This is a genomic window from Isoptericola sp. 178 (assembly GCF_030586525.1).
In the GTDB taxonomy this organism is placed as follows: Bacteria; Actinomycetota; Actinomycetes; order Actinomycetales; family Cellulomonadaceae; genus Isoptericola; species Isoptericola sediminis.
Window position 1 is genome coordinate 37337 of the sequence record NZ_JAUQYN010000003.1, and the last position, 24056, is coordinate 61392.

The window sequence follows — 24056 nt, forward strand, 5'->3', positions numbered from 1 at the left end:
TGATGGACGGCTGGTTGTGGTGGATCGCCGGGGCGCTCGTCCTGGCGGTCGTCGAGATGATCTCCCTCGACCTGGTCTTCATCATGCTGGCCGGTGGCGCGGTCGCCGGCGGCCTCACGGCGGCGGGAGGTGGACCCGTGTGGCTCCAGATCATCGTGGCCTGCGTGGTGGCGGTGCTGCTGCTGGCGGTGCTGCGCCCCTGGCTCCTGCAGAACCTGCGTCAGCGCACGGACCTCGTCGAGACCAACGCTGCCGCCCAGGTGGGCCGGACCGCGGTCGTGCTCGCGGAGGTCACCGAGACCGGCGGCCGCGTCAAGCTCTCCGGTGAGGTCTGGTCGGCCCGGCTGCCGGACGACGGCGTCCCCAACAGCACCGACCGGATCCCGGCGGGCGTGGAGGTCCGGGTCGTCGCCATCGACGGCGCGACCGCCGTCGTGACGCCCGCGTCCTCGCCGAGCGCACCGACCACCGACGACGGCGGACGGCTCGCCTGATCGTCTCGCTCCACCCACAACGGAAGAGAGTGTTTCGTGGAACTCGCCACCATCATCGGCTGGGTCGTCCTGCTCGCGTTCGTGATCTTCGTGGTCACGGCGCTGTTCAAGATGGTCCGTGTCGTCCCCCAGGCCACCGCGCTGATCATCGAGCGTCTGGGCCGCTACCAGAAGACCTTCGACCCCGGCCTGCACTGGCTCGTGCCCTTCATCGACAAGGTGCGCGCCGGCGTCGACCTGCGCGAGCAGGTCGTGTCGTTCCCCCCGCAGCCCGTCATCACCTCCGACAACCTCGTGGTGGAGATCGACACCGTCATCTACTTCCAGGTCACCGAGCCCAAGGCGGCGGTCTACGAGATCTCGAACTACATCAAGGGCATCGAGCAGCTCACCGTCACCACCCTGCGCAACGTCGTCGGGTCGATGGACCTCGAGCAGACGCTCACCAGCCGTGACCAGATCAACGGCCAGCTGCGCGGCGTCCTGGACGAGGCGACGGGCCGCTGGGGCGTGCGCGTCAACCGGGTCGAGCTGAAGTCCATCGACCCGCCGGCCTCGGTGCAGGGCGCGATGGAGCAGCAGATGCGTGCCGAGCGCGACCGCCGCGCCGCCATCCTCACCGCCGAAGGTGTCAAGCAGTCCCAGATCCTCACCGCCGAGGGCGAGAAGCAGTCCCAGATCCTGCGGGCCGAGGGCAACGCGCAGTCCGCGATCCTGCAGGCCGAGGGTGAGGCCCGCGCCATCCTCCAGGTCTTCGAGGCGATCCACCAGGGCAACCCGGACCCGAAGCTGCTGGCCTACCAGTACCTGCAGATGCTGCCGCAGATCGCCAACGGCACCGCGTCCAAGATGTGGGTCGTGCCGACCGAGTTCACCGCGGCCCTCAGCTCGGTCGCCAAGGGCTTCGGCGGGACGCCGGGCACCCCCGGCATCCCCACCGAACCCGGCGACGACGAGGACGGCGGAGGTGCGGGCGCCCTGGCCTCGGCCCTGGGCCAGGCCGGGCTGCAGGACCCGGGCGAGGCGCTCGCCGAGGCCCGCCGCCAGGCCGAGGCGGCCACGGCCGACGCCACGAGCTCGGGCACCCGCTCGGGCGCACCCTTCGACCCGTCGGTCGAGCGGGGCCAGCGCCCGGCGGGGGAGCAGCCGCCCGCCACGCCGCCGTCGCCCCGGCCGCGTCCGCTGGGCGACGACGAGGCCCCGCAGCAGTGACGTGACCCGTGCCGTCCTCGCGGCACGCCCAGCGGGCCCCGCCGTCCAGCGGTGGACGGCGGGGCCTGCCGCGTCCAGGCTGAGGGTGCACCGCCCGACACGGACCCAGGAGCCGCGATGCTCGTCGCGCTGATCCGGCGCTACCTGCGCCCCTACCTCGGCGCCGTCGTCGTGCTCCTGGTGCTGCAGCTCGTCCAGACGCTCGCGACGCTGTACCTGCCGTCGCTGAACGCCGACATCGTCGACCAGGGTGTCGTCCAGGGGGACACCGGCTACATCCTGCGGGTCGGCGGCTGGATGCTGGTCGTCTCCCTGGGCCAGGTCGTCTGCGCCGTCGGAGCGATCTTCCTGGGCGCCCGGGCGGCCACCGCGTTCGGCCGCGACCTGCGTCGCGACCTGTTCGACGCCGTCCAGGGGTTCTCCGCCCGCGAGCTCGGGCAGTTCGGGGCGCCGTCGCTGATCACCCGGACCACCAACGACGTCCAGCAGGTCATGATGATGGTCCTGATGACGTTCACGATCATGGTCGTGGCGCCGATCATGATGGTCGGCGGCGTCGTCATGGCCCTGCGCGAGGACGGCAGCCTGTCGTTGCTGCTGCTGGTCGTGGTGCCCGTCCTCGGTGTCACCCTCGGGCTGCTGCTGTGGCGCATGGTGCCCTACTTCCGGGCCATGCAGGCACGCATCGACGCGATCAACGGCGTGCTGCGCGAGCAGATCACCGGTCTGCGTGTGGTGCGCGCGTTCGTGCGCGAGCGGGCCGAGGCGGAACGTTTCGCCGCGGCCAACACCCGGCTCTACGACGTCTCGCTGGGGGCCGGCAAGCTGATGGCGCTGGCCTTCCCGACGGTCATGCTCATCATGAACCTGTCCCAGGTCGCGGTGCTCTGGTTCGGCGCCGGGGAGGTCGCCGACGGGTCGCTCCAGGTGGGCTCCCTCATCGCGTTCCTCAGCTACATCATGTTCATCCTCATGGCGGTGATGATGTCCACGATGATGTTCATGATGGTGCCGCGGGCGTCCGTCGCCGCGGGCCGCATCAGCGAGGTCCTCGCCACGGAGTCCTCCGTGGTCGAGCCGGCCGCACCGGTCGCCCTCGCGCGCCTGTCCGACGGCGCCGGGCCGCGGGGCCGGGTGACCTTCGACGGCGTGCGGTTCGGCTACCCCGGGGCGGACGCCCCGGTGCTGCAGGACCTCACCTTCACCGCCGAGCCCGGCCGCACGACCGCGATCATCGGGTCCACCGGGTCCGGCAAGACGACGCTGCTGAACCTCGTGCCGCGCCTCTACGACCCGACGGGTGGCCAGGTCCGCCTCGACGGCGTCGACGTGCGCGACCTGTCCCTCGCGGACCTGGGCTCCGTGCTGGGTCTGGTGCCCCAGCAGGCCTACCTGTTCTCCGGCACGATCGCCGACAACCTGCGCTACGGCCGGCCCGAGGCCACCGAGGACGAGATGTGGGAGGCCCTGGACGTGGCCCAGGCCCGCGACGTCGTCGAGGCGCTGCCCGAGGGCCTGCAGGCCCCGGTGTCCCAGGGCGGGACCACCTTCTCCGGCGGACAGCGCCAGCGGCTCGCCATCGCCCGGGCGGTGATCCGGCGACCGCTGGTCTACCTGTTCGACGACTCGTTCTCCGCCCTGGACTACGCCACCGACGCCCGCCTGCGCGCGGCGCTGCGACCGCGGACCGCCGAGGCCACGGTGCTCGTCGTCGCCCAGCGCGTCGCCACCATCCGCGACGCCGACCAGATCCTCGTGCTCGACCACGGCCGCATCGTCGGCCGCGGCACGCACACCGAGCTGCTCGCCTCGAACGAGACCTACGCCGAGATCGTCACCTCGCAGATGTCCCTGGAGGAGGCACGATGAGCGGGCCGGCGGCGCACCGCCCGCCGCCCCGACCGCCCGGGCCGCCCGCCGGGGCGCACGGTCCGCGGTCCGTCGCCGGCATGCCCACGGCCAAGCCGCTGGACTTCACCGGCTCGCTGCGCCGGTTCGCCGCCGTCATGCGGCCCGAGCGCGTCCGCGTCACCGTGCTGCTGCTGTGCGGCACCGCCTCGGTCGTGCTCACGGTGCTGGGCCCCAAGCTCCTCGGGGACGCGACCGACGTCATCTTCGCCGGCGTGGTCGGCCGGATGCTGGGGCGCGCCATGCCGCCGGGCACCACCACCGCCGAGGCCGTCGAGCAGCTGAGGGCCGCCGGCGACGTCAACCAGGCCGACATGGTCGCCGCCATGAACGGCGTCGTGCCCGGGGTGGGCATCGACGTCACCCAGCTCACCCAGATCCTCACGACGGTCGCGGCGGTCTACGCGGGGGCCTTCCTGTTCGGGTGGTGGCAGGCACGGCTGATGACCGTCGCCGTGCAGAACACCGTGCGGCGGCTGCGTGACGAGGTCGAGGCCAAGCTGCACCGGATCCCGCTCAGCTACGTCGACCGCCAGGCGCGCGGCGACATCCTGTCCCGCGTCACCAACGACATCGACAACGTCGCCCAGACGACCACGCAGACCCTGGCCCAGCTCGTCACCGCCGTGCTGACCGTGGTCGGCGTGCTGACCATGATGTTCTGGATCTCCTGGGTGCTGGCACTGGTCGCCCTGGTGACCGTGCCGGTCTCGATCCTGCTGACCATGGCGATCGCACGGCGCTCCCAGCCGCAGTTCGTCGAGCAGTGGGCCGCCACCGGCCGGCTCAACGCGCACGTGGAGGAGATGTTCACCGGTCACGCGCTGGTCAAGGTCTACGGGCGCCAGGCCGACGCCGCCGAGACCTTCGCCCGGGAGAACGAGGCCGTCCACGACGCGACGCGGCGCTCGCAGTTCATCTCCGGCACCATCCAGCCCTCCATGGGCTTCCTGGCCAACCTCAACTACGTGCTGGTCGCGGTCATCGGCGGGCTGCGCGTCGCGGGTGGTCAGCTCTCGATCGGGGACGTGCAGGCGTTCATCCAGTACTCGCGCCAGTTCACGCAGCCGTTGAGCCAGATCGCCTCGATGATGAACCTGCTCCAGTCCGGGGTGGCCTCGGCCGAGCGGGTCTTCGAGCTGCTGGACGCCCCGGAGCAGGAGCCCGACCCGGACCCGGCGCGGGACCCGGCGACGGTGCGCGGGCGGGTCGAGTTCGACGACGTGTCCTTCTCCTACGTGCCCGACGAGCCCCTCATCGAGCACCTCGACCTCGTGGCCGAGCCCGGCCGCACGATCGCGATCGTGGGGCCGACGGGGGCCGGCAAGACGACGCTGGTCAACCTCGTCATGCGCTTCTACGAGGTCGACGGCGGCCGGATCCTGCTCGACGGCGTCGACACGCGCGAGATGACCCGCGACGGGCTGCGGTCCCGGATCGGGATGGTGCTGCAGGACACCTGGCTGTTCGGCGGCACGATCGCGGAGAACATCCGGTACGGCGTGCGCGAGGGCCGCGACGTGTCCGACGAGGAGTTCCTGGCGGCCACCCGGGCGACGTCGGTCGACCCGTTCGTGCGCACCCTGCCCGACGGCTACGACACGGTCCTCGACGAGGGCGGCGCCGCGCTGTCGACCGGCGAGAAGCAGCTGCTGACGATCGCGCGGGCCTTCCTCGCCGACCCCGACATCCTCATCCTCGACGAGGCGACGAGCTCGGTCGACACCCGCACCGAGGTGCTCGTGCAGGAGGCGATGAACGCCCTGCGTTCCGGGCGCACCTCGTTCGTCATCGCCCACCGGCTGTCCACCATCCGCGAGGCCGACCTCATCGTGGTCATGGAGCACGGCCGCATCGTCGAGCAGGGCGACCACGACGGTCTGCTCGCGGCGGGCGGCGCCTACGCCCGGCTCTACGCGAGCCAGTTCGCCGCTCCGATGACGGACGAGCCCGACGGCGGTTCCGGTGCGTGAGACGCCGCCGCGCGTGCCACAGTGGAGCGCGTGACCGCACCCGACACCCGTCCCGACCAGGAGCCGACGTCCGCGGCCACGGTCGGGCCGGGCCGCCCCTCGCGTGGCGGCGGACTCGCCGTCGGCGTGCTCCTGGCCGTCGCCCTGCCGCTGGCGGTCCTGTCGTCCGGCGCCCTGGTTCCCGGCACCCCCTGGTGGGGGCACGTCGGGGTGGCGGTGTCTCCCTGGGCGGTGTGGTTCGTGGCGGCGGGGATCGTCGTGGTCGTGCTGGGGACGATCGCGCTGCTGCGCCGGGCGTCGGTGGCGCGGGTCCTGGTGCTCGCGGCCGGCGTCGTCACCACGGTGTGCGCGTTCGTCGTCGTGACCCAGCAGCTGCTCGTCGCCCAGCACCACGACGTCGCCGTCCGGATCGGCGAGCTGTTCGCCGTGTCCCGGGGTGACGTGTCCGCCGACCTGCACGCCACCTACGGGCAGCAGGACGGCGAGGCGCAGGAATTGTCCGTCTGGCTGCCCCGCACCGGCGGGGACGACGCCCCGGCGCCCGTGGTCGTGCTCGTGCACGGCGGCGGGTGGGCCACCGAGAACCGCCTGCAGCCGACCACGGCCTCGCACGCCGCCTGGTTCGCGCAGCAGGGCTTCCTGGCCGTCAGCGTCGACTACCCGCTCTCGGACGACGAGCACCACCGCTGGGACGTCGTCGAGCCGCAGGTGGCGTGTGCGCTGGTATGGGTGGGCCGGCACGCCGCCGAGCACGGCGGCGACGGCACCGCGGTCCACCTCGCCGGGGACTCCGCCGGTGGCAACGTCGCGCTGGACGTGGCCTACCGCGCCACCACCGGGGAGATCGACCCCGCCTGCACCGGCGACCTGCCCCGCGTCGCCGCCGTCAGCACGCTCTATCCCGTGGCCGACCCGGTGGCCTTCCACGACAACACCGACCCGGTCGTCGGGAGCAGGGCACGGGTGCTGTCCGAGCGGTACACGGGCGGGACCCCCGCCGAGGTGCCCGAGCGCTACGCCGCGGTGACGCCGGCCGAGCACGTCGCCGCCGGGGCGCCGGCGACCCTGATGATGCTCGGGACGGCGGACCGTCTCGTCCCGCCGGCCGGCGCGCAGGACCTCGCCGACGAGCTCGCCCGGCACGGGGTGGAGCACGAGCTGGTCGAGCTGCCGCGGGCCGGGCACGCCTTCGACGTCGCCCCCGGGGGAGTGGGGACGCAGACCTGGCGCGAGCTGACGCTGCGGTGGTTCTCGGGGTCCTGAGGCGGTGGGCTCCGCCGACGGCGCTCGACGAGCCGACGGCGTCGACGGGTTCGGGAGTACGGGAGAATCGGTGGATGCCGCTCGTCCACGTCACCGACCCCGCCGACGCGCGCCTGCGCGACTACACCGACCTCACCGACGTCAAGCTGCGCACGGCCCGCGAGCCCGCCGAGGGGCTGTTCATGGCCGAGTCGTCCAACGTCATCCGCCGGGCGCTGTCCGCCGGGCACCGGCCGCGGTCGTTCCTCATGGCCGACAAGTGGCTCGACTCGATGTCCGACGTGCTCGCCGCGCACCCCGACGTGCCCGTCTTCGTCGCCGACGAGGTCGTGCTGCGCGAGATCACCGGGTTCCACCTGCACCGCGGGGCGCTCGCGGCCATGCACCGCCCCGCGCTGCCGGCCGTCGCCGAGCTGCTCTCGCGCGGCGGGGCGGCCGGGGGAGCGCGCCGGGTGGCGGTGCTGGAGGACATCGTCGACCACACGAACGTCGGGGCGATCTTCCGCTCCGCGGCGGGGCTGGGCGTGGACGCGGTGCTGGTGACCCCGCGGTGCGCGGACCCGCTGTACCGGCGCAGCGTGCGGGTCTCGATGGGCACGGTGTTCCAGGTGCCGTGGACGCGGCTCGACGCGTGGCCCGCCGACGTGGGCGTCTTGCAGGACCTCGGGTTCACGGTCGCCGCCCTGGCGCTCAGCGACGACGCCGTCACCCTCGACGAGCTGGCGGCCGAGGCCCCGGACCGGCTCGCGCTCGTGCTCGGGACGGAGGGCGACGGGCTGTCGCGCGGTGCGGTGGCCGCCGCCGACCGGGTCGTGCGCATCCCGATGGCCGGCGCCGTCGACTCGCTCAACGTCGCCGCGGCCTCGGCGGTCGCCTTCTGGGCGACGCGCGTCCGCTAGGTCGACTTCTCCGGGGCCGGCCGGTCAGTCCGTCGGCTGAGCCTCCTGCGGCGCCGCGGCACCGGGGGCGGCGCACGCGTCTCCCTCGCACAGCGCCGCCCCGGGGTCACCGAGGACGACGAACGGTCCGGTGGGGGTGCCGTCGTCGGAGGGCCGGTCGGCGGGGCGGTCCGGGGTGCTCACGCGGCGTCCTCGGCGGCGGCCTGCCGGAGCGCGTCGACGAAGACCTCCACCGGCTGCGCGCCGGAGACCGCGAACCGTGAGTCCAGGACGAAGAACGGCACTCCCCGGATGCCGAGGGACGCGGCCTGGGCGACGTCCTGGTCGACCGCGGCGCCGAACGAGCCGTCGGCGAGGACTCCCAGCGCCTCCTCGCGGTCCAGCCCGACCTCGGCGGCCAGGTCGGCGAGCTCGTCGTGGCGACCGACGTGCCGTCCCTCGGTGAAATAGGCCGCGAGCAGGCGCTCCTTGAGCTGGGCCTGACGTCCGTGGGCCAGGGCGTGGTGCAGCAGACGGTGCGCGGCCCGGGTGTTGGCCGGGTGGACCTGCTCGTAGTCGAAGGCGAGGCCTGCGCGGGCGGCGAGCTCCGTGGTGCGCCGCTCCATCTGGTGCGCCTGGTCGACGTCCACGCCCATCTTCGCGGCCAGCATCTCGGCGTGGCTGCCGGTGGTGTCCACGGGGAGGTCCGGGGAGAGCTCGAACGAGTGGTAGACGATCTCTGCCGGGACGTCGGCGACCTCGACGGCCGCCTCCAGGTTGCGCTTGCCGATGTAGCAGAACGGGCAGGCGATGTCGGACCAGACGTCGACACGGATCGGGGTGGCAGGCATGCGGGCGTCGCTCTCCTCGGGATGCGGTACGGGCCGCGGGGTCGGCCCGCCGTCGCCAACCGACCGTCCGGCACCGTTGTTCCGACCGAGGCGGCGCCCGGTGTGTGGTGCGGGTCACTCTTGCCGGAGCCCGGTCAGGTGAGGTTAGGCTGGCCTACGTGACCGATGCCGTGACCGACTCCCGCACCGCGACCCCCGTCGCGCCGCGCCCCTGGCGCATGTTCGACGTCGAGGTCCTGCGCGTCACGCGGCTGTGCCCGTCCTTCGTACGGATCACCTTCACCGGTGAGGACCTGCACGAGTTCGCCGACAACGGCCGCGACCAGCGGATCAAGTTCCTGCTGCCCGCGCCGTGCGGCGGCTGGGAGTACCTGGACCGGCAGAACCCTGACTGGTTCACCTCCTGGCGCGCCCTGCCCGAGGAGCGTCGCAACCCGCTGCGCACCTACACCGTGCGCGCCGTGCGGCCCGCGCGGCGCGAGGTGGACGTCGACATCGTCCTGCACGGGGACACCGGTCCCGCCTCGCGGTGGGCGAACGGGGCCCGGCCGGGCTCGCCCCTGGTCATCCTGGGGCCGAACGCGGCCTACGACGGCGGCCCGCACGGCGGGCGCGAGTTCGCCCCGCCGTCCTCGAGCCACGCCCTGCTGCTGGCCGGCGACGAGACCGCCGTGCCGGCCATCGCGTCGATCTGCGAGTCGCTGCCCGCGGACGCCGTCGGGGAGGTCTTCCTCGAGGTGCCGCACGCCGAGGACCGCTGGACGCTCGCCGCCCCGGCGGGCGTGCGGGTCACCTGGTTGCCACGCGACGGCGCGGAGCACGGCGACGTCCTCGTCCCGGCCGTGCAGGACGCCGCCGACCGCCTGCTGGCGATGGGCGTGCGCCCGACGGCGGACGGCGCGGCCGCGACGCCGTCCGCCGAGCTGGCCGACGTCGACGTCGACACCGACCTGCTGTGGGAGGTCCCGGTCGACGCCGACGGGCGCCCCCTGGCGCAGGACACGGTGCTGTACGCCTGGCTGGCCGGCGAGGCCGGCGTCATCAAGACGTTGCGCCGCTACCTGGTGCGCACCAAGGGCGTGGACCGCCGGTCCGTGGCCTTCATGGGCTACTGGCGGCGCGGCCGCTCCGAGTGCTGATCAGTCCCGCACCACACCCAGGTCGTCGACGACCTCGACGCCCGGCGCGGCGCACAGCAGGTCGCCGGGCATGAGCAGCTTCGAGGACCGCAGCCCGGAGCCCATCAGGGCCGGGGCCGCGTCGTCGTCGAAGCGGCCGTCCACCAGGACCCGCCACGCGGCCGGCACCCCGATCGGGGTGATGCCGCCGTAGGCCATGCCGGACTCGCGCGTGGCGCGGTCCATCGGCAGGAAGGACGCCTTGCGGGCGTCGAGCAGCTTGCGCACCCGGGTGTTGACGTCGGCGAACGTCGTGGCGGGCACGACGCAGGCCGCGACGCGCTCGACCTCGCCGCGCCGGCCGGCCACCACGACGCAGTTCGCCGACGCCTCGGGCGGGAGCCCGTGGACCTTGTTGAGCGTCGCCGTGTCGGCGTGGTCCGGGTCGATCTCGGCGACGGCCACCTGTCGCGCGACCCGGGCGTCCGTGGCGGCCCAGTCGCGCAGCGCCGCGGCGACGGGCGCCGCCAGCAGGTCAGGCCGCTGCAGGGCGGGCTCCCACCCCAGGTCGCCCAGCGTGGGCAGGCCCGCCCCGCCGGTCTCGCTCATCGGCGATAGGTCCCGGTCAGCGTGGCGCGGGCGATGACGTGGAAGTACACGTTGAACGCGGCGTGCACGTTCGTGTTCTCGGTGGTCAGGCCGAGGGTGTCCACGTCGAGGGCGTGCACCGCGAAGACGTAGCGGTGGGCGTGGTCGCCGGGCGGCGGCCCGGCGCCCTCGAAGCCGATCTGCCCGCCGTCCGAGGTGAGCTGGAAGGCGCCGGCGGGCAGCCCGTCGCCGTCGGGCGACCCGGCGCCGCGCGGCAGCGAGGTCACCGAGGCCGGGACGTCCAGGACGTGCCAGTGCCAGTAGCCCGACGGCGTGGGCGCGTCCGGGTCGAAGCAGCTGACGACGAACGACTTCGTCTCGGGCGGGAACCCGGACCAGGCCAGCGCCGGGGAGGTGTTGCCGCCGTCGGCGGCGTGGTCGGCGGACATCGGGTCGCCCTCGGTGACGTCGGCGCTCGTGAGCTCGAACGTCGCCGGGACGGGCAGCAGCGAGTAGGGGTCCGGTGGGGTCGGCCGTGTGAAGTCCATGCCCCCACCCTGGTACGCGCCCCCCGGCGGCGGCAACGGCACACGCGGGCGGGCCTGCCCCGCGCGCCCTACGATCGCGGCATGACCGTGCCCACGTCGTGGCTGCTCGACGCCGATCCGGCGCTGCGCTGGCAGGTGGAGCGCGACCTGCTCGGGCTCGACGAGAGCGTCTGGCGTGCCACGCGCGCCCGGGTGGCGTCCGAGGGGTTCGGTGCCCGGCTGCTGGCCCGGCAGGACGACGACGGCCGGTGGGCCGGCGGCGCGTTCTTCCCGGGCGGGCAGGCGTACTTCGCCGTGCAGCGTGCCGAGGCCGACGCGCCCCAGCCGTGGACGGCGACGACGTGGTCGCTCAACGCGCTGCGCGAGTGGGGCCTGGACGCCGCGGTGCTGCGCGCCCGTGACACCCCCGGCCGCCTCGCCCGGGACTGCCGGTGGGAGTACGACGACCTGCCCTACTGGGGTGGGGAGGTCGACTGCTGCATCAACGCCTTCACGCTCGCCAACGGCGCCTGGCTCGGGGTGGACGTCGAGCCGGTCCTGGACCGTCTTCTCGAGGTGCGTCGGGCGGACGGCGGGTGGAACTGCGACTGGGTCGAGGGGGCCACGGTCTCCTCGGTCACCTCGACGCTGAACGTGGTCTCCGGGCTGCTGGACTACGAGCAGCGCGTCGGCGGCGACGAGCGCGCCCGTGAGGCGCGTCGCACGGGCCAGGAGTACCTGCTGCGGCGCCGCCTGATGTACCGGCTGTCCACCGGCGAGCTCGTCGGCCGGTGGGTGCTGCCGGCCGAGTACCCGTACCGCGGCCGCTACAGCGTGCTGCGCGCGGCCGACCACGTCCGCCGCGCCGCGGCGTACGACGGCCTCGCCCCGGACGAGCGGCTGGCGGACGCGGTCGAGGTCGTGCGGGCGGCCCGCCGCGAGGACGGCACCTGGGTGCGCGACCGCCACCACCCGGGCGAGGAGTGGTTCGAGGTGGACGTCCCGGCCGGTGAGCCCTCGCGGTGGCTCACGCTGGCCGGGACGCTGCTGCTGCGGTGGTGGGACGGCGCGTGAGCGGCCGTCAGTCCTTGGGGCCGCCCGCGACGTACAGCACCTGACCGTTGGTGTACCCGGCCTCGGGCGAGCAGAAGAACGACACGGCCGCGGCGATGTCCTCGGGCCGCCCGACGCGGCCGGCCGGGACGTCCTTCGCGATGCCGGCCAGGAACTCCTCCAGCGGCACGCCGACCCGCTGGGCGGTCTCGGCGATCATGTCGGTCTCGATGACCCCGGGGGCCACGGCGTTGGCCGTGACGCCGAACTTGCCGAGCTCGACGGCGAGGGTCTTGGTGAACCCCTGCATGCCGGCCTTGGCCGCGGAGTAGTTCGCCTGACCGCGGTGCCCCTGGGCCGAGGTGCTGGACAGGTTGACGACGCGGCCCCACCCGGCGTCGACCATGTACCGCTGCACGGCACGGGTCATGAGGAACGCGCCGCGCAGGTGCACCCCGAGCACGGCGTCCCAGTCGTCGGCGGACATCTTGAACAGCAGGTTGTCGCGCAGGATGCCGGCGTTGTTGACCAGCACCGTCGGGGCGCCGAGCTCGGCGACCACGCGCTCGACGGCGTCGGTCACGGACTGCTCGTCGGCGACGTCCACGCCGACGCCGATCGCGCGGTGCCCGTCCGCGACGAGGGTGGCGGCGGTCTCGGCCGCGGCCTCCTCGCGCAGGTCGAGCAGCGCCACGGCGTGGCCGTCGGCGGCGAGCCGGGCGGCGGTGGCGGCGCCGATGCCGCGGGCGGCGCCGGTGACGATCGCGACGCGGTCAGTGGTGGGGGTCATCGAGGGTCCTCTCGTCGACGGTGACGGTCGGGGGCGGGGTTCTCCCGCGCGCCCGGTCCAGTGTGCCAGGCCTCGGCGACCCGGTTGACACCCGGCGCCGCGGCGCGTGTACTAGAGACATGTTCGAACAGATGTTCGAACAGGGGTCGACGGTCCGTCGGCCGCCGCATCACCGGGGGAGGGGGCGTGTGACCGTCGTCCCCGAGGCCCCCGCCCGCAGCGACCACGCCGCACGGCACGCGCGGGCGCTCGCCGCCCTGCGGTCCGCGGAGCGTGCGGCGCCCGCGCGGCCGCGGCCGACCCCGGTCGGCGTGCCCGGTCCCGGCGACGACGCACCGCCCGCCGCCGGGCCGCCCCGGACCGCCCCGCCCCGCGGCGGCCGCGCCGTGCACCCGGACCTCGCGCCGCTGCTGCCCGGCGGGGTGCTGCCCACCGGCGGCGTCCTGGCGGTGCAGGGGTCGACGAGCCTGCTGCTCGGGCTGCTGGCCGCGCCCTCGCGCGCCGGCGCCTGGACCGTCCTGGTCGGGGCGCCGGCCGTCGGGCTGCTGGCCGCCGCCGACGCCGGGATCGACCTGGCGCGCACGGTCGTCGTGCCGGCCCCCGGCCCGGACGCCCCCGCGGTGCTGGCCGCGCTGCTGGACGGCATGGACGTCGTCGTGGTCGGTCCGCAGGCCCCGCTGGCGGACGCCGACCGGCGCCGCCTCGCCGCCCGGGCCCGCCAGCGCGAGGCCGTCCTGGTCGCGACCGGCCGCTGGGCCGGTGCCCACGTCACGCTCGACGCCCGCGGCGGGACCTGGACCGGCGTGGACGCCGGGGCGGGCTGGCTGCGCCGACGCACCCTGCGCGTGCTGCGCACCGGGCGCGGGGCGTCCGCCCGCCCGGTGGAGATCGACGTCGAGGTGCCGCTCGGCGGCGAGCCGCCCCTTGCCGCCTCCCCGGCGGACACCGTCGCGCAGGACCTGCCCGGCTGGCCCGACGACCGGCACCTGAGGGTCGCATGAGCACGCCCGGCCCCCACGGGACCCGGCACGCCCCCACCCGCACCGCGGCGCTGTGGGTCCCGGACTGGCCGGTGGTGGCGGCCCTGGCCGCCGCCGGGCTGGACGCGCACGTGCCGGCCGCCGTCCTCGGTGCCCGCGCCGGCGGGGGGACGACCGCCGGGCGCAGCGTCGTGGCGACCTCCGCCGTCGCGCGCCGCGCCGGGGTGCGGCGCGGCATGCGGCGCCGTCAGGCCCAGGAGGCGTGCCCCGACCTGGTGCTGCTGGAGGTCGACGACGAACGCGACGCGCGCACCTTCGAACCCGTGGCCGCGGCCGCCGAGACCGTCGTGGCCGGTCTGGAGATCGCCCGCCCCGGCCTGCTGCTGCTGCCCGCCGACGGCGCGGCGCGCTACCACGGCTCCGAGCCGGCGCTGGCCGAGGCCCTGGCCGACGCGGTGGCCGCGGCGGGCCACGAGTGCCAGGTCGGGGTCGCCGACGGGCTGCTGGCCGCGGTGCTCGCCGCCCGCTCCGACGCCGTCGTGCCGCCCGGCGGGTCGGCGGCGGCGCTGGCCGCCCGGCCCGTGGGCGAGCTCGTGCACGCCGTCTGCGACCCCGGTGTGGTGGCGGCCGTGCGCGACGCCGTGGGGCTGTGGTGGCGCCTCGGGCTGCACACCCTGGGGGACCTCGCCGCCCTGCCCGCGGCGAGCGTGGCCGCCCGGTTCGGCGACCTCGGCGCCTGGGCGCACCGCCTGGCTCGCGGCGAGGACGAGCGCCCGCCCGCCCGCCGTCGGCTCGAGGCCGACCTGGCCGTGGAGACCGCGCTGGACCCGCCCGCCGACCGGGTCGACGTCGCCGCGTTCGCCGCCCGCCGCCTCGCCGAGGAGCTGCACGCGCTGCTCGTGGCCCACGGCGTGGCCTGCGGCCGGCTGCGCATCACCGCCCGCACGACCGAGGGCGAGCTGGAGCGCTGCTGGCGCACCGACACCGCCGCCGGCGGGCTGTCCGCCGCCCGGATCACCGACCGGGTGCGCTGGCAGCTCGAGGGCTGGCTGACCGACGCCGCCCGGCGGCGCACCGGCACCGCGGGCTCGCCCGAGGTCGCCCCCGTGGTCCACCTCGCCCTCGCCGCCGAGGACGTCGCCCCCGCCGGCACCCACCAGCCCGCCCTGTGGGGCGCCGACGCCGGGCAGGACGAGCGCGCCCGCCAGGCGCTGGACCGGGTGCAGGGGCTGCTCGGCGGGGACGCCGTGCTCACCGTGCGCCGCGCCGGCGGCCGCGACCCGCGCCACCGGGTCCGGCTCGTGCCCTACGGCGAGGAGGCCGTCGTCGACCGCCCGCCCGACCGGCCCTGGCCCGGGGCGCTGCCCAGCCCGGCCCCGGCCACGCTGCTGCCCGAACCCGCCCCCGCCCGGCTGCTCGACGCCGCCGGCACCGACGTCGTGGTCGACGCCCGCCTCGGGCGCAGCGGCGACCCGCACCGGGTGCGCTGGGACGACCAGGAGCACCGCGTCGTCGGCTGGGCCGGCCCGTGGCCGCTGGCCGAACGCTGGTGGGCGCCCGACGGCGGCACCCGGCGGGTGCACCTGCAGGCGGTGCTCGACGACGGGCGCGGGCTGCTGCTCGCCCAGACCGCGGGCGCCTGGACCGTGGAGGCGCTCTATGACTGAGCCCCGCCCGGCATCCCGGTACGCCGAGCTGCACGCCCACTCGGCGTTCAGCTTCCTCGACGGCGCCAGCCACCCCGCCGAGCTCGCCGCCGAGGCCGCCCGGCTCGGCCTGGAGGCCCTGGCCCTGACCGACCACGACGGCCTGTACGGGGTGGTCCGGTTCGCCGAGGCCGCCCGCGCCGTCGGGCTGCCCACCGTGTTCGGCGCCGAGCTGCACCTGCCCGCTCCCGTGCCCGGCGGCGCGCCGGTGCTCGACGAGCCCACCGGCGTGCCCGACCCGCGCGCCACGCACCTGCTCGTGCTCGCCCGCGGCCCGGAAGGCTACCGGAACCTGTCGCGCGCGATCGCCACCGCCCACCTGGAGGCCGGCGTCAAGGGCAAGGCCCGCTACGACCTCGACCGGCTCGGGGCCGAGGCCGACGGCCAGTGGCTGGTGCTCACCGGCTGCCGCAAGGGGGCCGTGCGGCAGGCGCTCGAGCAGGGCCCGCCCGGCACGGACCCGCTGCGCGCCGCCCGCCGCGAGCTCGACCGGCTCACCGCCGTCTTCGGGCGCGACAACGTCGCCGTGGAGCTCACCGCCACCGGCGACCCCCGCGACACCGACCGGCACCAGGCGCTCGCCGCGCTGTCGCAGGAGGCCGGGCTGCCGCTGGTGGCCACCACCGCCGCCCACTACGCCCGCCCCCGCGACGCCGACCTGGCCGGGGCGCTCGCGGCCGTGCGCGCCCGCTCCTCCCTGGACGACCAGGACGGCTGGCTGCCCGGCGCCCCCACGGCGCACCTGCGCTCGGCGGCCGAGATGGCCCGGCTGCACCACCGGCACCCGGCCGCCGTGCCGACGGCCGCCGACCTGGCCACCGAGTGCGCGTTCGACCTGCACCTGGTGGCGCCGGACCTGCCGCCGTACCCGGTGCCGGACGGCCACGACGAGGCGAGCTGGCTGCGCGAGCTCACCCACCGGGGCGCCGCCGAACGCTACGGCCCGCGCCCCGGGCCCGGTGTCGCCGAGCGGGAGCCCGGGGCGTGGGCGCAGATCGACCACGAGCTGCGCGTCATCGACCAGCTCGGCTTCCCGGGGTACTTCCTCGTGGTCTACGACCTGGTCGAGTTCTGCCGGCGCGAGGGCATCCTGTGCCAGGGCCGCGGCAGCGCCGCCAACTCCGCGGTCTGCTACGCCCTGGGCATCACCGCCGTCGACGCCGTGCACCACGGGCTGCTGTTCGAACGCTTCCTGGCCCCCGAGCGCGACGGACCCCCCGACATCGACATCGACATCGAGTCCGGACGGCGCGAGGAGGTCATCCAGCACGTCTACGCCCGGTTCGGGCGGACGCACGCCGCCCAGGTCGCCAACGTCATCTCCTACCGGCCGCGCTCGGCGGTGCGCGACGCCGCCCGCGCGCTCGGGTACGACGTCGGCCAGCAGGACGCCTGGAGCAAGTCCATCGAACGCTGGGGGTCGCTGCGCGGCCCCGACCCGGCCGGCCCCGCGGCGGACCGCGCCACCGCGGCGGACCGCGCCGCCGCCGGGGCCCCGGTCACCCGGCGCGACGAGCGCCGCGCCGAGGTCGCCGCCCGGTGGCGGCACGGCACCCCGCCGCGGCCGGACGCCCCCGTGGTCGACCCGCTCGCCGTCGACGGCGGGCTGCGCCGGGCCGACGACCCGCACGACGTCGTGCCCGCCCAGCCGCCGCCGTCGGCCGAGCAGGAGGGCCACATCCCCGCGGCGGTGCTGGACCTCGCCGAACGGTTCCTGCGCCTGCCCCGGCACCTGGGCATCCACTCCGGGGGCATGGTGATGTGCGACCGGCCCGTCATCGAGGTCTGCCCGGTCGAGTGGGCCCGGATGGAGGGACGCACCGTGCTGCAGTGGGACAAGGAGGACTGCGCCGACGCCGGGCTGGTCAAGTTCGACCTGCTGGGGCTCGGGATGCTCACCGCGATCCGGTACGCCTTCACCTCCGTCCGCGAGGCCACCGGGCAGACCCTCGCGCTGCACACCCTGCCGGCCGAGGACCCGCGCGTGTACGACCTGCTGTGCGCCGCCGACACCGTCGGGGTGTTCCAGGTGGAGTCCCGCGCCCAGATGGCCACCCTGCCGCGGCTGCAGCCCCGGACCTTCTACGACATCGTCGTCGAGGTCGCCCTCATCCGGCCCGGCCCGATCCAGGGCCGCTCGGTGCACCCCTACATCGAACGCTCCCGGGGCCGCGAGGAGGTCACCTACCTGCACCCCCTGCTGGAGCCGTCGCTGCGGCGCACCCTGGGGGTGCCGCTGTTCCAGGAGCAGCTCATGCAGATGGCGATCGACGTCGCCGGGTTCACCCCCGCCGAGTCCGACCGGCTGCGCCGGGCCATGGGCTCCAAACGCTCCGTGGAACGCATGGAGGCGCTGCGCGGGCGCCTGTTCGCCGGCATGACCGAGCGTGGCGTGCCGCCGGACGTCCAGGAGGAGATCTACGACAAGCTGCGGGCCTTCGCCGACTTCGGGTTCCCCGAGTCGCACGCCTACTCGTTCGCCTTCCTGGTCTACGCCAGCTCCTGGCTCAAGGTGCACCACCCCGAGGCGTTCTACGCCGGGCTGCTCGCCGCCCAGCCGATGGGGTTCTACTCCCCGGCGTCCCTGGTCGCCGACGCCCGCCGGCACGGGGTGCGCGTGCTGCGCCCGGACGTCAACGCCTCGGCGGCGCTCGCGGGCGTCGAGGCGCAGACGCACGACCCTGTCGCCGGCCCGGTCGAGCATGCCCGGGGGGCCCGGCCGGAGAGCGGGACGGGCCCCCCGGGCATGCTCGACGAGGGCGTCGTCGGCAGCGGCGGGGTGCCGCTCGACGTCGACGAGGCGCTGGCCGTCCGGCTCGGCCTCGGCGCCGTGCGGGGGCTGGGCGCCGACGTCGCCGAGCAGATGGTCGCCGAGCGGGCCGCGCGCGGGCCGTTCACCGACCTGCGCGACCTCGTGCGCCGCGTCGAGCTGTCCACCGCGCGCCTGGAGGCCCTGGCCACCGCCGGGGCGCTGGCCTCGCTCGGGGTGACCCGCCGCGAGGGGCTGTGGGCCGCGGGCGCGCTCGGGCAGGAGGGGCCCGCCACGCTCGAGGGGGTCAGCGTGGGGGTGTCCGCCCCGGCGCTGCCCGGCATGGACCCCCTGGAGATCGACGTCGCCGACGCCTGGGCCACCGGCATCACCCCGGACTCCACCTCACCGCTGGAGCACGTGCGCGCCGGGCTGGACCGCCAGGGCGTGCTCACGGTGGCCGCGGCCACGGCGACGGAGCCGGGACGCCGCGTCGCGGTCGGCGGGGTGGTCACCCACCGGCAGCGGCCGGGCACCGCCGGCGGGGTGACGTTCCTGTCCCTGGAGGACGAGACCGGGCTGCTCAACGTCATCTGCACCCCCGGGCTGTGGCGCCGGTTCCGCACCGTGGCGCGCGGCGCCCCGGCGCTCGTGGTACGCGGACAGGTGGAGCAGGCCGACGGCGCGGTCAACCTGCTCGCCGAGCACCTGGCGCCGCTGCGCCTGCCGGTCACGACCCGGTCGCGCGACTTCCGCTGACAGCGCTCGGCGCCGGTCCGCCCGCCGCCTCAGGCGAGCGGCACCACGACGCAGACCTCGAAGGTGCCCCGGGCCCGCCGCAGCAGGTAGCGCACCCGCCGGCTGGAGCGTTCCGCGGCCAGCTCGTCGCGCAGGCTCCAGCGCACCTCGACCCACAGCAGCGCCCAGCCCAGCTCGGCGGAGTCGGTGACCTGGGGCACCAGCGCGACGGCGTCCCCCGGGTCCGGCGCCCCGGCGTGCTCGCGCAGCATGTCGTGCACCCGCTCCGGGGTCGACAGCGCCACCGTCTCCTCGGCGAGCACCAGCACGGCGGTCGCGTCGAACCGGTCGGCGACCGCCTCCAGGTCGCCGGAACCCAGTGCCAGGCCCTGCTCGACGAAGTAGGTGCGCAGCGCCTCGTGGTCGTAGTCGCCGGTGTCGGTCGCCATCTGCCCACGGTAGGCCGGGTGCCGGGTCCACACGAGCCGACCGCCACGGCACGGCCCGGCGGCCGACCTTTTGACACGACCGGTCCGGTCACGTACTGACTGGAGGGTGCGCGTGCTCGCCCCGTCGGCCCTGACGGCGCGGGCACGCTGCGTGCATGAGACGCCACGATCCCGGGACGACCCGGGAGAAGGGAGACCCATGACCGCCATGGTCGAGACCACGACCGACCTCTACCCGAGCCGTCTGGCCCAGCCCGGCGCGTTCGTCGAGCGTCAGCACCCCACGGTGTGGGGCACGGCCGAGGACGGCCCGTTCGACGCCGACACCCTCGCGGCGCACGAGCAGCGGGGCTTCACCGTCCTCGAGGACTTCATCACCCCCGACGAGGTGACCCGGTACAGCGCGGAGCTGAGCCGGCTGTCCTCGGACGATTCGCTGCGGGGCGACCCGCGGGTCGTCACCGAGAAGAGCTCCGGCGAGGTCCGCTCCGTCTTCGAGGTCACGAGGCTCAGCCAGCAGATCGACGCGCTCGCCCGGGACCCGCGGCTGCTCGACCGTGCCCGCCAGCTGCTCGGCTCGGAGGTGTACCTGCACCAGACGCGCGTCAACTACATGCCCGGCTACAAGGGCGCCGGCTTCTACTGGCACTCGGACTTCGAGACCTGGCACGCCGAGGACGGCATGCCGGCCCCGCGCGCCGTGAGCTGCTCGATCGCGCTGACGCCCAACTACCCGTACAACGGCGGCCTGATGGTCATGCCGGGCTCGCACCGCACCTACGTGCCGTGCGTAGGCGAGACCCCGGAGAACTACCACCAGGACTCCCTCACGGAGCAGCGGATCGGCGTGCCCTCCGAGGACGCCATCACCGAGCTCGCCCGGAGGTACGGCATCGACCAGTTCACCGGTGCGGCCGGCTCGGCGCTCTGGTTCGACGCGAACATCATGCACGGGTCCGGCAACAACATCACGCCGTTCCCGCGGTCGAACATCTTCCTGGTGTTCAACAGCGTCGAGAACGCGCTCACCGAGCCGTACAGCGCGCCCGCGCCGCGGCCCGAGCACATCGGCAGCCGCGACACCACGCCGCTGCGGTAGTCCGGGAGCCGGGCTGGGCCGGGCAACACGGTGCCCGGCCCAGGTCGGCCGCCGGTCTGCCGGCCCGAGCGCCGGTGCGCTCGCAGCGCACCGGCGCCCGGTGCCGTCACCAGGCCTGCGCCAGCAGGTCGGCGAACACCTCGTCGGCGTCCACCGCGAGCCCGCGCGCGGCGAACCAGCGGCAGACCGTGCGGCAGTCGCGGTGCAGCAGCTCGGGGCCCGCAGGGTTGGCCACGAGGTCCACGACCTGGGGCACGTCGATGACGACGATGCGCCCGGCGTCGACCAGCACGTTGTACGGCGACAGGTCCCCGTGCGCCCAGCCGAGCCGGGCCAGCACGCTCATCGTGGCCAGCAGCTGCTCGAACCAGTCGGCGGCCTCGTCCGGGGCCGGCCGGCTGCGGTCCAGGCGCGGCGCCGCGACCGCCGTGCCGTCGTCGTCGACCGTGCCGACGAACTCCATGAGCACCTCGGTGCCGTCGACCTGCACCGGGTAGGGCACGGCCGCCCCCGCGTCCCACAGCGTGCCCAGCGTGGTGAACTCGGCGTCGGCCCACTGGGTCGCGCGCACGCCGCGCCCCCACGCCGAGCGACGGTCCTCGACGGCGCGCTGGTCGCGCGTGCGGCGCACGCGGCGTCCGTCGGTGTAGGTGCTGTCGCGGTGGAACTGGCGGTGCTCGGGGGTGCGGTACCGCTTGGCGGCCAGGAGCGAGGCCTGGCCGGGGTCGGCGGGCACGGCACGTTCGACGAGGAAGACGTCGGCCTCCTTGCCGGTCTTGAGGACGCCGAGCTCGGTGTCCAGGGCGGCGGCCGCGGTGACGACCCAGTCGGGTCGTGGCGCCGGGCCGCGCTGACCCTTCGCGACGGTCGGCCAGGTCGACCAGCGCTGGTCCGGGCCGGGGCCGTCGTGGTCGGCGGTGGTCAGGGAGAGGGAGAGGTTCGGGGGCACGGAAGGATCCTTCGGGTGGTGAGGGCACGAACGGTCCGGTGGGTCAGGGTCATCGCTCGGCCTCCTTCCGTGTCGGCCCGCGCAGGTCGCGGGTGCGTGCTCTGGCGCGTGCGGTGCCAGTCTGGGCCCGCTGGCGCGCGGGACGCACGGGATTTTCCGCGGCCTAGACTTGCACGGTGCGTCTGCTGTTTGCCGGAACCCCCGAACCCGCCGTGCCCGCCCTGCGGGCGCTGATCGACTCCGACCACGAGGTCGTCGCCGTGCTGACCCGCGCCGACGCCCGCGCCGGCCGCGGTCGCCGGCTGGTGCCCAGCCCCGTGCGCGTCGCCGCGGAGGAGGCCGGCCTCGAGGTCATCACCGACGTCCCGCGCGGGGAGGAGTTCGTGGCCCGGCTGCGCGCCCTCGAGGTGGACGCCGCCCCCGTGGTCGCCTACGGCCACCTGCTGCGCCCCGACGTGCTCGCCGTGCCCCGGCTGGGCTGGGTCAACCTGCACTTCTCCGTGCTGCCCGCCTGGCGCGGCGCCGCCCCCGTCCAGCACGCGGTGCTGGCCGGCGACGACGTCACCGGCGCCACGACGTTCCTGCTCGACGACGGCATGGACACCGGCCCGGTGCTGGGCACCTCCACCGAGACGATCCGGCCCCGCGACACCTCCGGCGACCTGCTCGGGCGTCTGGCCACCTCCGGCGCGGGGCTGCTCGTGGCCACCCTGGACGCCCTGGAGGCCGGCACCCTGTCCCCGGAGCCGCAGAGCCCCGACGGCGCCTCCTACGCCCCCAAGATCACCGCCGAGGACGCCCTGGTGCGCTGGGACGACCCGGCGCTCGCGGTCGACCGGCGCGTGCGGGCGGTCACCCCCGCGCCGGGGGCGTGGACGACGCTGCCCGCGTCCGAGGAGGGCACGCCGGGTGCCCGGCTCGGCCTGGGCCCGGTGCGCCCGCGACCCGACGTGGTCGACCTCGCCCCCGGCCAGGTGCGGGCCGGCAAGTCCGAGGTGCTGGTGGGCACCGCCACCCATGCCGTCGAGCTGGGCGAGGTGCGGCCCGTGGGCAAGAAGCCCATGGGCGCGGCCGACTGGGCGCGCGGCGCCGGACGGGCCGTCGTCGAGTCCGGCGCCCCGCTGGGAGGTGCCCGATGAGCGAGGACCGTCGCGACGAGCGCCGCAACCCCCGGGGACGTCAGCGGGGGGCCGCCCGCTCCCGCGGGCAGGGCCACCGCAGCGCCCAGGCGCCCTCCGAGCGCCGCCGACGCACCGACCCGGCGCGCACCGCCGCCTACGACGTGCTGCGCGAGGTCGACACCTCCGACGCCTACGCCAACCTCGTGCTGCCCCCGCTGCTGCGCGAGCGCGGCCTGAGCGGGCGCGACGCCGGGTTCGCCACCGAGCTCGCCTACGGCACCCTGCGCCTGCGCGGGCGCTACGACGCGATCCTGGCGCGCTGCGTCAGCCGCCCGCTGGACCGCCTCGACACCGAGGTGCTCGACGTGCTGCGCCTGGGCGCCCACCAGCTGCTCGGCATGCGGGTGCCCGCCCACGCCGCGGTCTCCGAGACGGTCGCCCTGTGCCGCGACCGGGTCGGCGCCGGACCCGCCCAGATGGTCAACGCCGTGCTGCGTGCCGTGGGTCGCCGCCCGCTGGACGAGTGGCTCGACGAGCTGCGCGCCGACGCTCCCGACGCCGTCACGGCCCTGGCGCAGGTCGGCTCGCACCCGGTGTGGGTCACCCGCGCCCTGCGCGAGGCCCTGCACGGGTCCGGGCGCGACGTCGGCGAGATCGGCGACCTGCTCGACGCGGACAACACGCCCCCGCGGGTGACCCTCGTCGCCCGGCCCGGGCTCGTGGACGCCGACGCCCTGGCCGACGGCGCCGGGCACGACGTGCGCCTCGAGGCGGGCCGCTGGGCCCCCACCGCGCGGGTGCTCGGCGCCGGCACCGACCCCGCCGACGTGCCCGCCGTCGCCGACGGGCGGGCCGGCGTCCAGGACGAGGGCAGCCAGCTCGTCACCCTCGCCCTGGCGGCCGCCCCCCTGGAGGGGCCCGACGCGCGCTGGCTCGACCTGTGCGCCGGCCCCGGGGGCAAGGCGGCCCTGCTGGCCGCGCTCGCCGCGCAGCGCGACGCCCGCCTGGTCGCCAACGAGGTCCAGCCGCACCGGGCGCGCCTGGTGCGCCGCGGGCTGCGGGCCGTGCCCGAGGGGGTCGTGGAGCAGGTGCGCACCGGGGACGGACGCGAGATGGGCTCCGAGGAGCCCGGCGCCTACGACCGCGTGCTCGTCGACGCCCCCTGCACCGGCCTGGGGGCGCTGCGCCGGCGTCCCGAGTCGCGCTGGCGACGCACCCCCGCCGACCTCGGGGTGCTCACCCGGCTGCAGGGCGAGCTGCTCGACTCCGCCGTGGACGCCGTCCGGCCCGGGGGAGTGGTCGCCTACGTGACCTGCTCGCCGCACCTGGCCGAGACGCGGCTCGTGGTCGACGACGTGCTGCGCCGCCGCGACGACGTCACCCGCCTGGACGCCCGCGCCGCCGTGCGTGACGTGCTCGTCCCGGGGGCGCAGATCGACCTCGGGCCCGACGACGGCGGCGCGGGCGGGCTCGACGTCCAGCTGTGGCCGCACGTGCACGGCACGGACGCGATGCACCTGACGCTGCTGCGCCGGGCCGGCTGACCGACGGGCTGCAGGCGATTGACGGGAAAATCTTGCACTCCACAGTGGAGTCAGGATAACCTGACG

At 75.6% G+C, this 24056-nt stretch carries 21 protein-coding genes; 14 read left to right on the forward strand and 7 right to left on the reverse strand.

The genetic code is table 11. The annotated features are described in order from the left end of the window. Nucleotides 1–2: 2 nt before the first annotated feature. The 6 genes from Q6349_RS09280 (at nt 3) to Q6349_RS09305 (ending at nt 7749) form a co-directional block, all read left to right on the forward strand. Nucleotides 3–494, forward strand: a complete 492-nt coding sequence (locus tag Q6349_RS09280) for an NfeD family protein (protein WP_171245845.1) — start codon at nt 3–5, stop codon at nt 492–494. A gap of 36 nt (nt 495–530) precedes the next feature. Further along, complete coding sequence (locus Q6349_RS09285) at nt 531–1706, forward strand: SPFH domain-containing protein (protein WP_304603850.1); 1176 nt, start codon at nt 531–533, stop codon at nt 1704–1706. A 117-nt stretch (nt 1707–1823) separates the two neighbouring features. After that, complete coding sequence (locus Q6349_RS09290) at nt 1824–3575, forward strand: ABC transporter ATP-binding protein (RefSeq protein ID WP_304603851.1); 1752 nt, start codon at nt 1824–1826, stop codon at nt 3573–3575. Further along, complete coding sequence (locus Q6349_RS09295; RefSeq protein ID WP_304603852.1) at nt 3572–5587, forward strand: ABC transporter ATP-binding protein; 2016 nt, start codon at nt 3572–3574, stop codon at nt 5585–5587. Before Q6349_RS09290 ends, Q6349_RS09295 begins: the two co-directional genes overlap by 4 nt. 30 nt (nt 5588–5617) lie before the next feature. After that, nucleotides 5618–6850 carry an alpha/beta hydrolase gene (locus tag Q6349_RS09300; RefSeq protein WP_304603853.1) on the forward strand — a complete coding sequence of 411 codons (1233 nt, stop codon included), beginning with the start codon at nt 5618–5620 and terminating at the stop codon, nt 6848–6850. Between the two features lie 74 nt (nt 6851–6924). Further along, nucleotides 6925–7749 (forward strand): RNA methyltransferase, encoded by an 825-nt coding sequence (locus tag Q6349_RS09305; protein ID WP_304603854.1) that lies wholly within the window; start codon nt 6925–6927, stop codon nt 7747–7749. 24 nt (nt 7750–7773) lie between these two features. On the opposite strand, the gene Q6349_RS09310 is transcribed toward Q6349_RS09305, so the two are convergent. Continuing rightward, entirely contained in the window at nt 7774–7932 is a 159-nt protein-coding gene (locus tag Q6349_RS09310) for a hypothetical protein (RefSeq protein ID WP_171245839.1), read from the reverse strand. Next, nucleotides 7929–8579, reverse strand: a complete 651-nt coding sequence (locus Q6349_RS09315; RefSeq protein WP_304603855.1) for a DsbA family protein — start codon at nt 8577–8579, stop codon at nt 7929–7931. Before Q6349_RS09315 ends, Q6349_RS09310 begins: the two co-directional genes overlap by 4 nt. A 218-nt stretch (nt 8580–8797) precedes the next feature. On the opposite strand from Q6349_RS09315, the gene Q6349_RS09320 reads away from it, so the two are divergent. Next, the gene (locus Q6349_RS09320) at nt 8798–9718 is read left to right on the forward strand and encodes a siderophore-interacting protein (RefSeq protein WP_171245963.1); all 921 of its coding nucleotides are present in this window, start codon (nt 8798–8800) and stop codon (nt 9716–9718) included. Here the strand turns inward: Q6349_RS09320 and Q6349_RS09325 are convergent, their stop codons facing one another. Next, nucleotides 9719–10306, reverse strand: a complete 588-nt coding sequence (locus Q6349_RS09325; RefSeq protein ID WP_304603857.1) for a YbaK/EbsC family protein — start codon at nt 10304–10306, stop codon at nt 9719–9721. It abuts the gene before it with no gap. Further along, nucleotides 10303–10833 carry a YbhB/YbcL family Raf kinase inhibitor-like protein gene (locus Q6349_RS09330; RefSeq protein ID WP_304603858.1) on the reverse strand — a complete coding sequence of 177 codons (531 nt, stop codon included), beginning with the start codon at nt 10831–10833 and terminating at the stop codon, nt 10303–10305. Before Q6349_RS09330 ends, Q6349_RS09325 begins: the two co-directional genes overlap by 4 nt. A gap of 81 nt (nt 10834–10914) precedes the next feature. Between Q6349_RS09330 and Q6349_RS09335 the strand changes: the two genes are divergently transcribed. Continuing rightward, nucleotides 10915–11886, forward strand: coding sequence for a squalene cyclase (locus Q6349_RS09335; protein WP_304603859.1), 972 nt, complete (start codon nt 10915–10917; stop codon nt 11884–11886). Nucleotides 11887–11893: 7 nt separating this feature from the next. Here Q6349_RS09335 and fabG read toward each other — a convergent pair whose 3' ends face one another. Then, nucleotides 11894–12655 carry a 3-oxoacyl-ACP reductase FabG gene (fabG, locus tag Q6349_RS09340; RefSeq protein ID WP_304603860.1) on the reverse strand — a complete coding sequence of 254 codons (762 nt, stop codon included), beginning with the start codon at nt 12653–12655 and terminating at the stop codon, nt 11894–11896. A gap of 188 nt (nt 12656–12843) precedes the next feature. Between fabG and Q6349_RS09345 the strand changes: the two genes are divergently transcribed. The 3 genes from Q6349_RS09345 to Q6349_RS09355 are packed head-to-tail and all read left to right on the forward strand — an operon-like array spanning nt 12844 to nt 18849. After that, nucleotides 12844–13656 (forward strand): hypothetical protein, encoded by an 813-nt coding sequence (locus Q6349_RS09345; RefSeq protein WP_304603861.1) that lies wholly within the window; start codon nt 12844–12846, stop codon nt 13654–13656. Continuing rightward, nucleotides 13653–15302, forward strand: coding sequence for a DNA polymerase Y family protein (locus Q6349_RS09350; protein ID WP_304603862.1), 1650 nt, complete (start codon nt 13653–13655; stop codon nt 15300–15302). Before Q6349_RS09345 ends, Q6349_RS09350 begins: the two co-directional genes overlap by 4 nt. Then, nucleotides 15295–18849 carry an error-prone DNA polymerase gene (locus tag Q6349_RS09355; protein WP_304603863.1) on the forward strand — a complete coding sequence of 1185 codons (3555 nt, stop codon included), beginning with the start codon at nt 15295–15297 and terminating at the stop codon, nt 18847–18849. The genes Q6349_RS09350 and Q6349_RS09355 overlap by 8 nt, the downstream gene beginning before the upstream one ends. A 29-nt stretch (nt 18850–18878) precedes the next feature. On the opposite strand, the gene Q6349_RS09360 is transcribed toward Q6349_RS09355, so the two are convergent. After that, complete coding sequence (locus Q6349_RS09360; RefSeq protein ID WP_171245831.1) at nt 18879–19277, reverse strand: hypothetical protein; 399 nt, start codon at nt 19275–19277, stop codon at nt 18879–18881. Nucleotides 19278–19476: 199 nt separating this feature from the next. On the opposite strand from Q6349_RS09360, the gene thpD reads away from it, so the two are divergent. Continuing rightward, the gene (gene thpD, locus Q6349_RS09365) at nt 19477–20376 is read left to right on the forward strand and encodes an ectoine hydroxylase (RefSeq protein WP_304603864.1); all 900 of its coding nucleotides are present in this window, start codon (nt 19477–19479) and stop codon (nt 20374–20376) included. 106 nt (nt 20377–20482) lie between these two features. On the opposite strand, the gene Q6349_RS09370 is transcribed toward thpD, so the two are convergent. Beyond that, complete coding sequence (locus Q6349_RS09370; RefSeq protein WP_304603865.1) at nt 20483–21325, reverse strand: serine protein kinase RIO; 843 nt, start codon at nt 21323–21325, stop codon at nt 20483–20485. A 176-nt stretch (nt 21326–21501) separates the two neighbouring features. Between Q6349_RS09370 and fmt the strand changes: the two genes are divergently transcribed. Together fmt and Q6349_RS09380 are read left to right on the forward strand one after the other, a co-directional pair. Beyond that, complete coding sequence (gene fmt / locus Q6349_RS09375) at nt 21502–22464, forward strand: methionyl-tRNA formyltransferase (protein WP_304603866.1); 963 nt, start codon at nt 21502–21504, stop codon at nt 22462–22464. Next, a complete protein-coding gene (locus Q6349_RS09380) occupies nt 22461–23990 on the forward strand; it encodes an RsmB/NOP family class I SAM-dependent RNA methyltransferase (RefSeq protein ID WP_304603867.1) in 1530 nt (509 codons plus the stop codon). Before fmt ends, Q6349_RS09380 begins: the two co-directional genes overlap by 4 nt. Nucleotides 23991–24056: the final 66 nt, after the last annotated feature.

Excerpts from the sequence above, each read along its gene's own strand:
- Q6349_RS09355 (WP_304603863.1), top strand. The coding sequence starts at position 15,295 with ATGACTGAGCCCCGCCCGGCATCCCGGTACGCCGAGCTGCACGCCCAC.
- Q6349_RS09305 (WP_304603854.1), top strand. The coding sequence starts at position 6,925 with ATGCCGCTCGTCCACGTCACCGACCCCGCCGACGCGCGCCTGCGCGAC.
- Q6349_RS09325 (WP_304603857.1), bottom strand. The coding sequence starts at position 10,306 with ATGAGCGAGACCGGCGGGGCGGGCCTGCCCACGCTGGGCGACCTGGGG.
- Q6349_RS09335 (WP_304603859.1), top strand. The coding sequence starts at position 10,915 with ATGACCGTGCCCACGTCGTGGCTGCTCGACGCCGATCCGGCGCTGCGC.
- Q6349_RS09290 (WP_304603851.1), top strand. The coding sequence starts at position 1,824 with ATGCTCGTCGCGCTGATCCGGCGCTACCTGCGCCCCTACCTCGGCGCC.
- Q6349_RS09330 (WP_304603858.1), bottom strand. The coding sequence starts at position 10,833 with ATGGACTTCACACGGCCGACCCCACCGGACCCCTACTCGCTGCTGCCC.
- Q6349_RS09295 (WP_304603852.1), top strand. The coding sequence starts at position 3,572 with ATGAGCGGGCCGGCGGCGCACCGCCCGCCGCCCCGACCGCCCGGGCCG.
- Q6349_RS09280 (WP_171245845.1), top strand. The coding sequence starts at position 3 with ATGGACGGCTGGTTGTGGTGGATCGCCGGGGCGCTCGTCCTGGCGGTC.
- Q6349_RS09320 (WP_171245963.1), top strand. The coding sequence starts at position 8,798 with ATGTTCGACGTCGAGGTCCTGCGCGTCACGCGGCTGTGCCCGTCCTTC.
- thpD (WP_304603864.1), top strand. The coding sequence starts at position 19,477 with ATGACCGCCATGGTCGAGACCACGACCGACCTCTACCCGAGCCGTCTG.
- Q6349_RS09380 (WP_304603867.1), top strand. The coding sequence starts at position 22,461 with ATGAGCGAGGACCGTCGCGACGAGCGCCGCAACCCCCGGGGACGTCAG.
- Q6349_RS09360 (WP_171245831.1), bottom strand. The coding sequence starts at position 19,277 with ATGGCGACCGACACCGGCGACTACGACCACGAGGCGCTGCGCACCTAC.
- Q6349_RS09315 (WP_304603855.1), bottom strand. The coding sequence starts at position 8,579 with ATGCCTGCCACCCCGATCCGTGTCGACGTCTGGTCCGACATCGCCTGC.
- fabG (WP_304603860.1), bottom strand. The coding sequence starts at position 12,655 with ATGACCCCCACCACTGACCGCGTCGCGATCGTCACCGGCGCCGCCCGC.
- Q6349_RS09350 (WP_304603862.1), top strand. The coding sequence starts at position 13,653 with ATGAGCACGCCCGGCCCCCACGGGACCCGGCACGCCCCCACCCGCACC.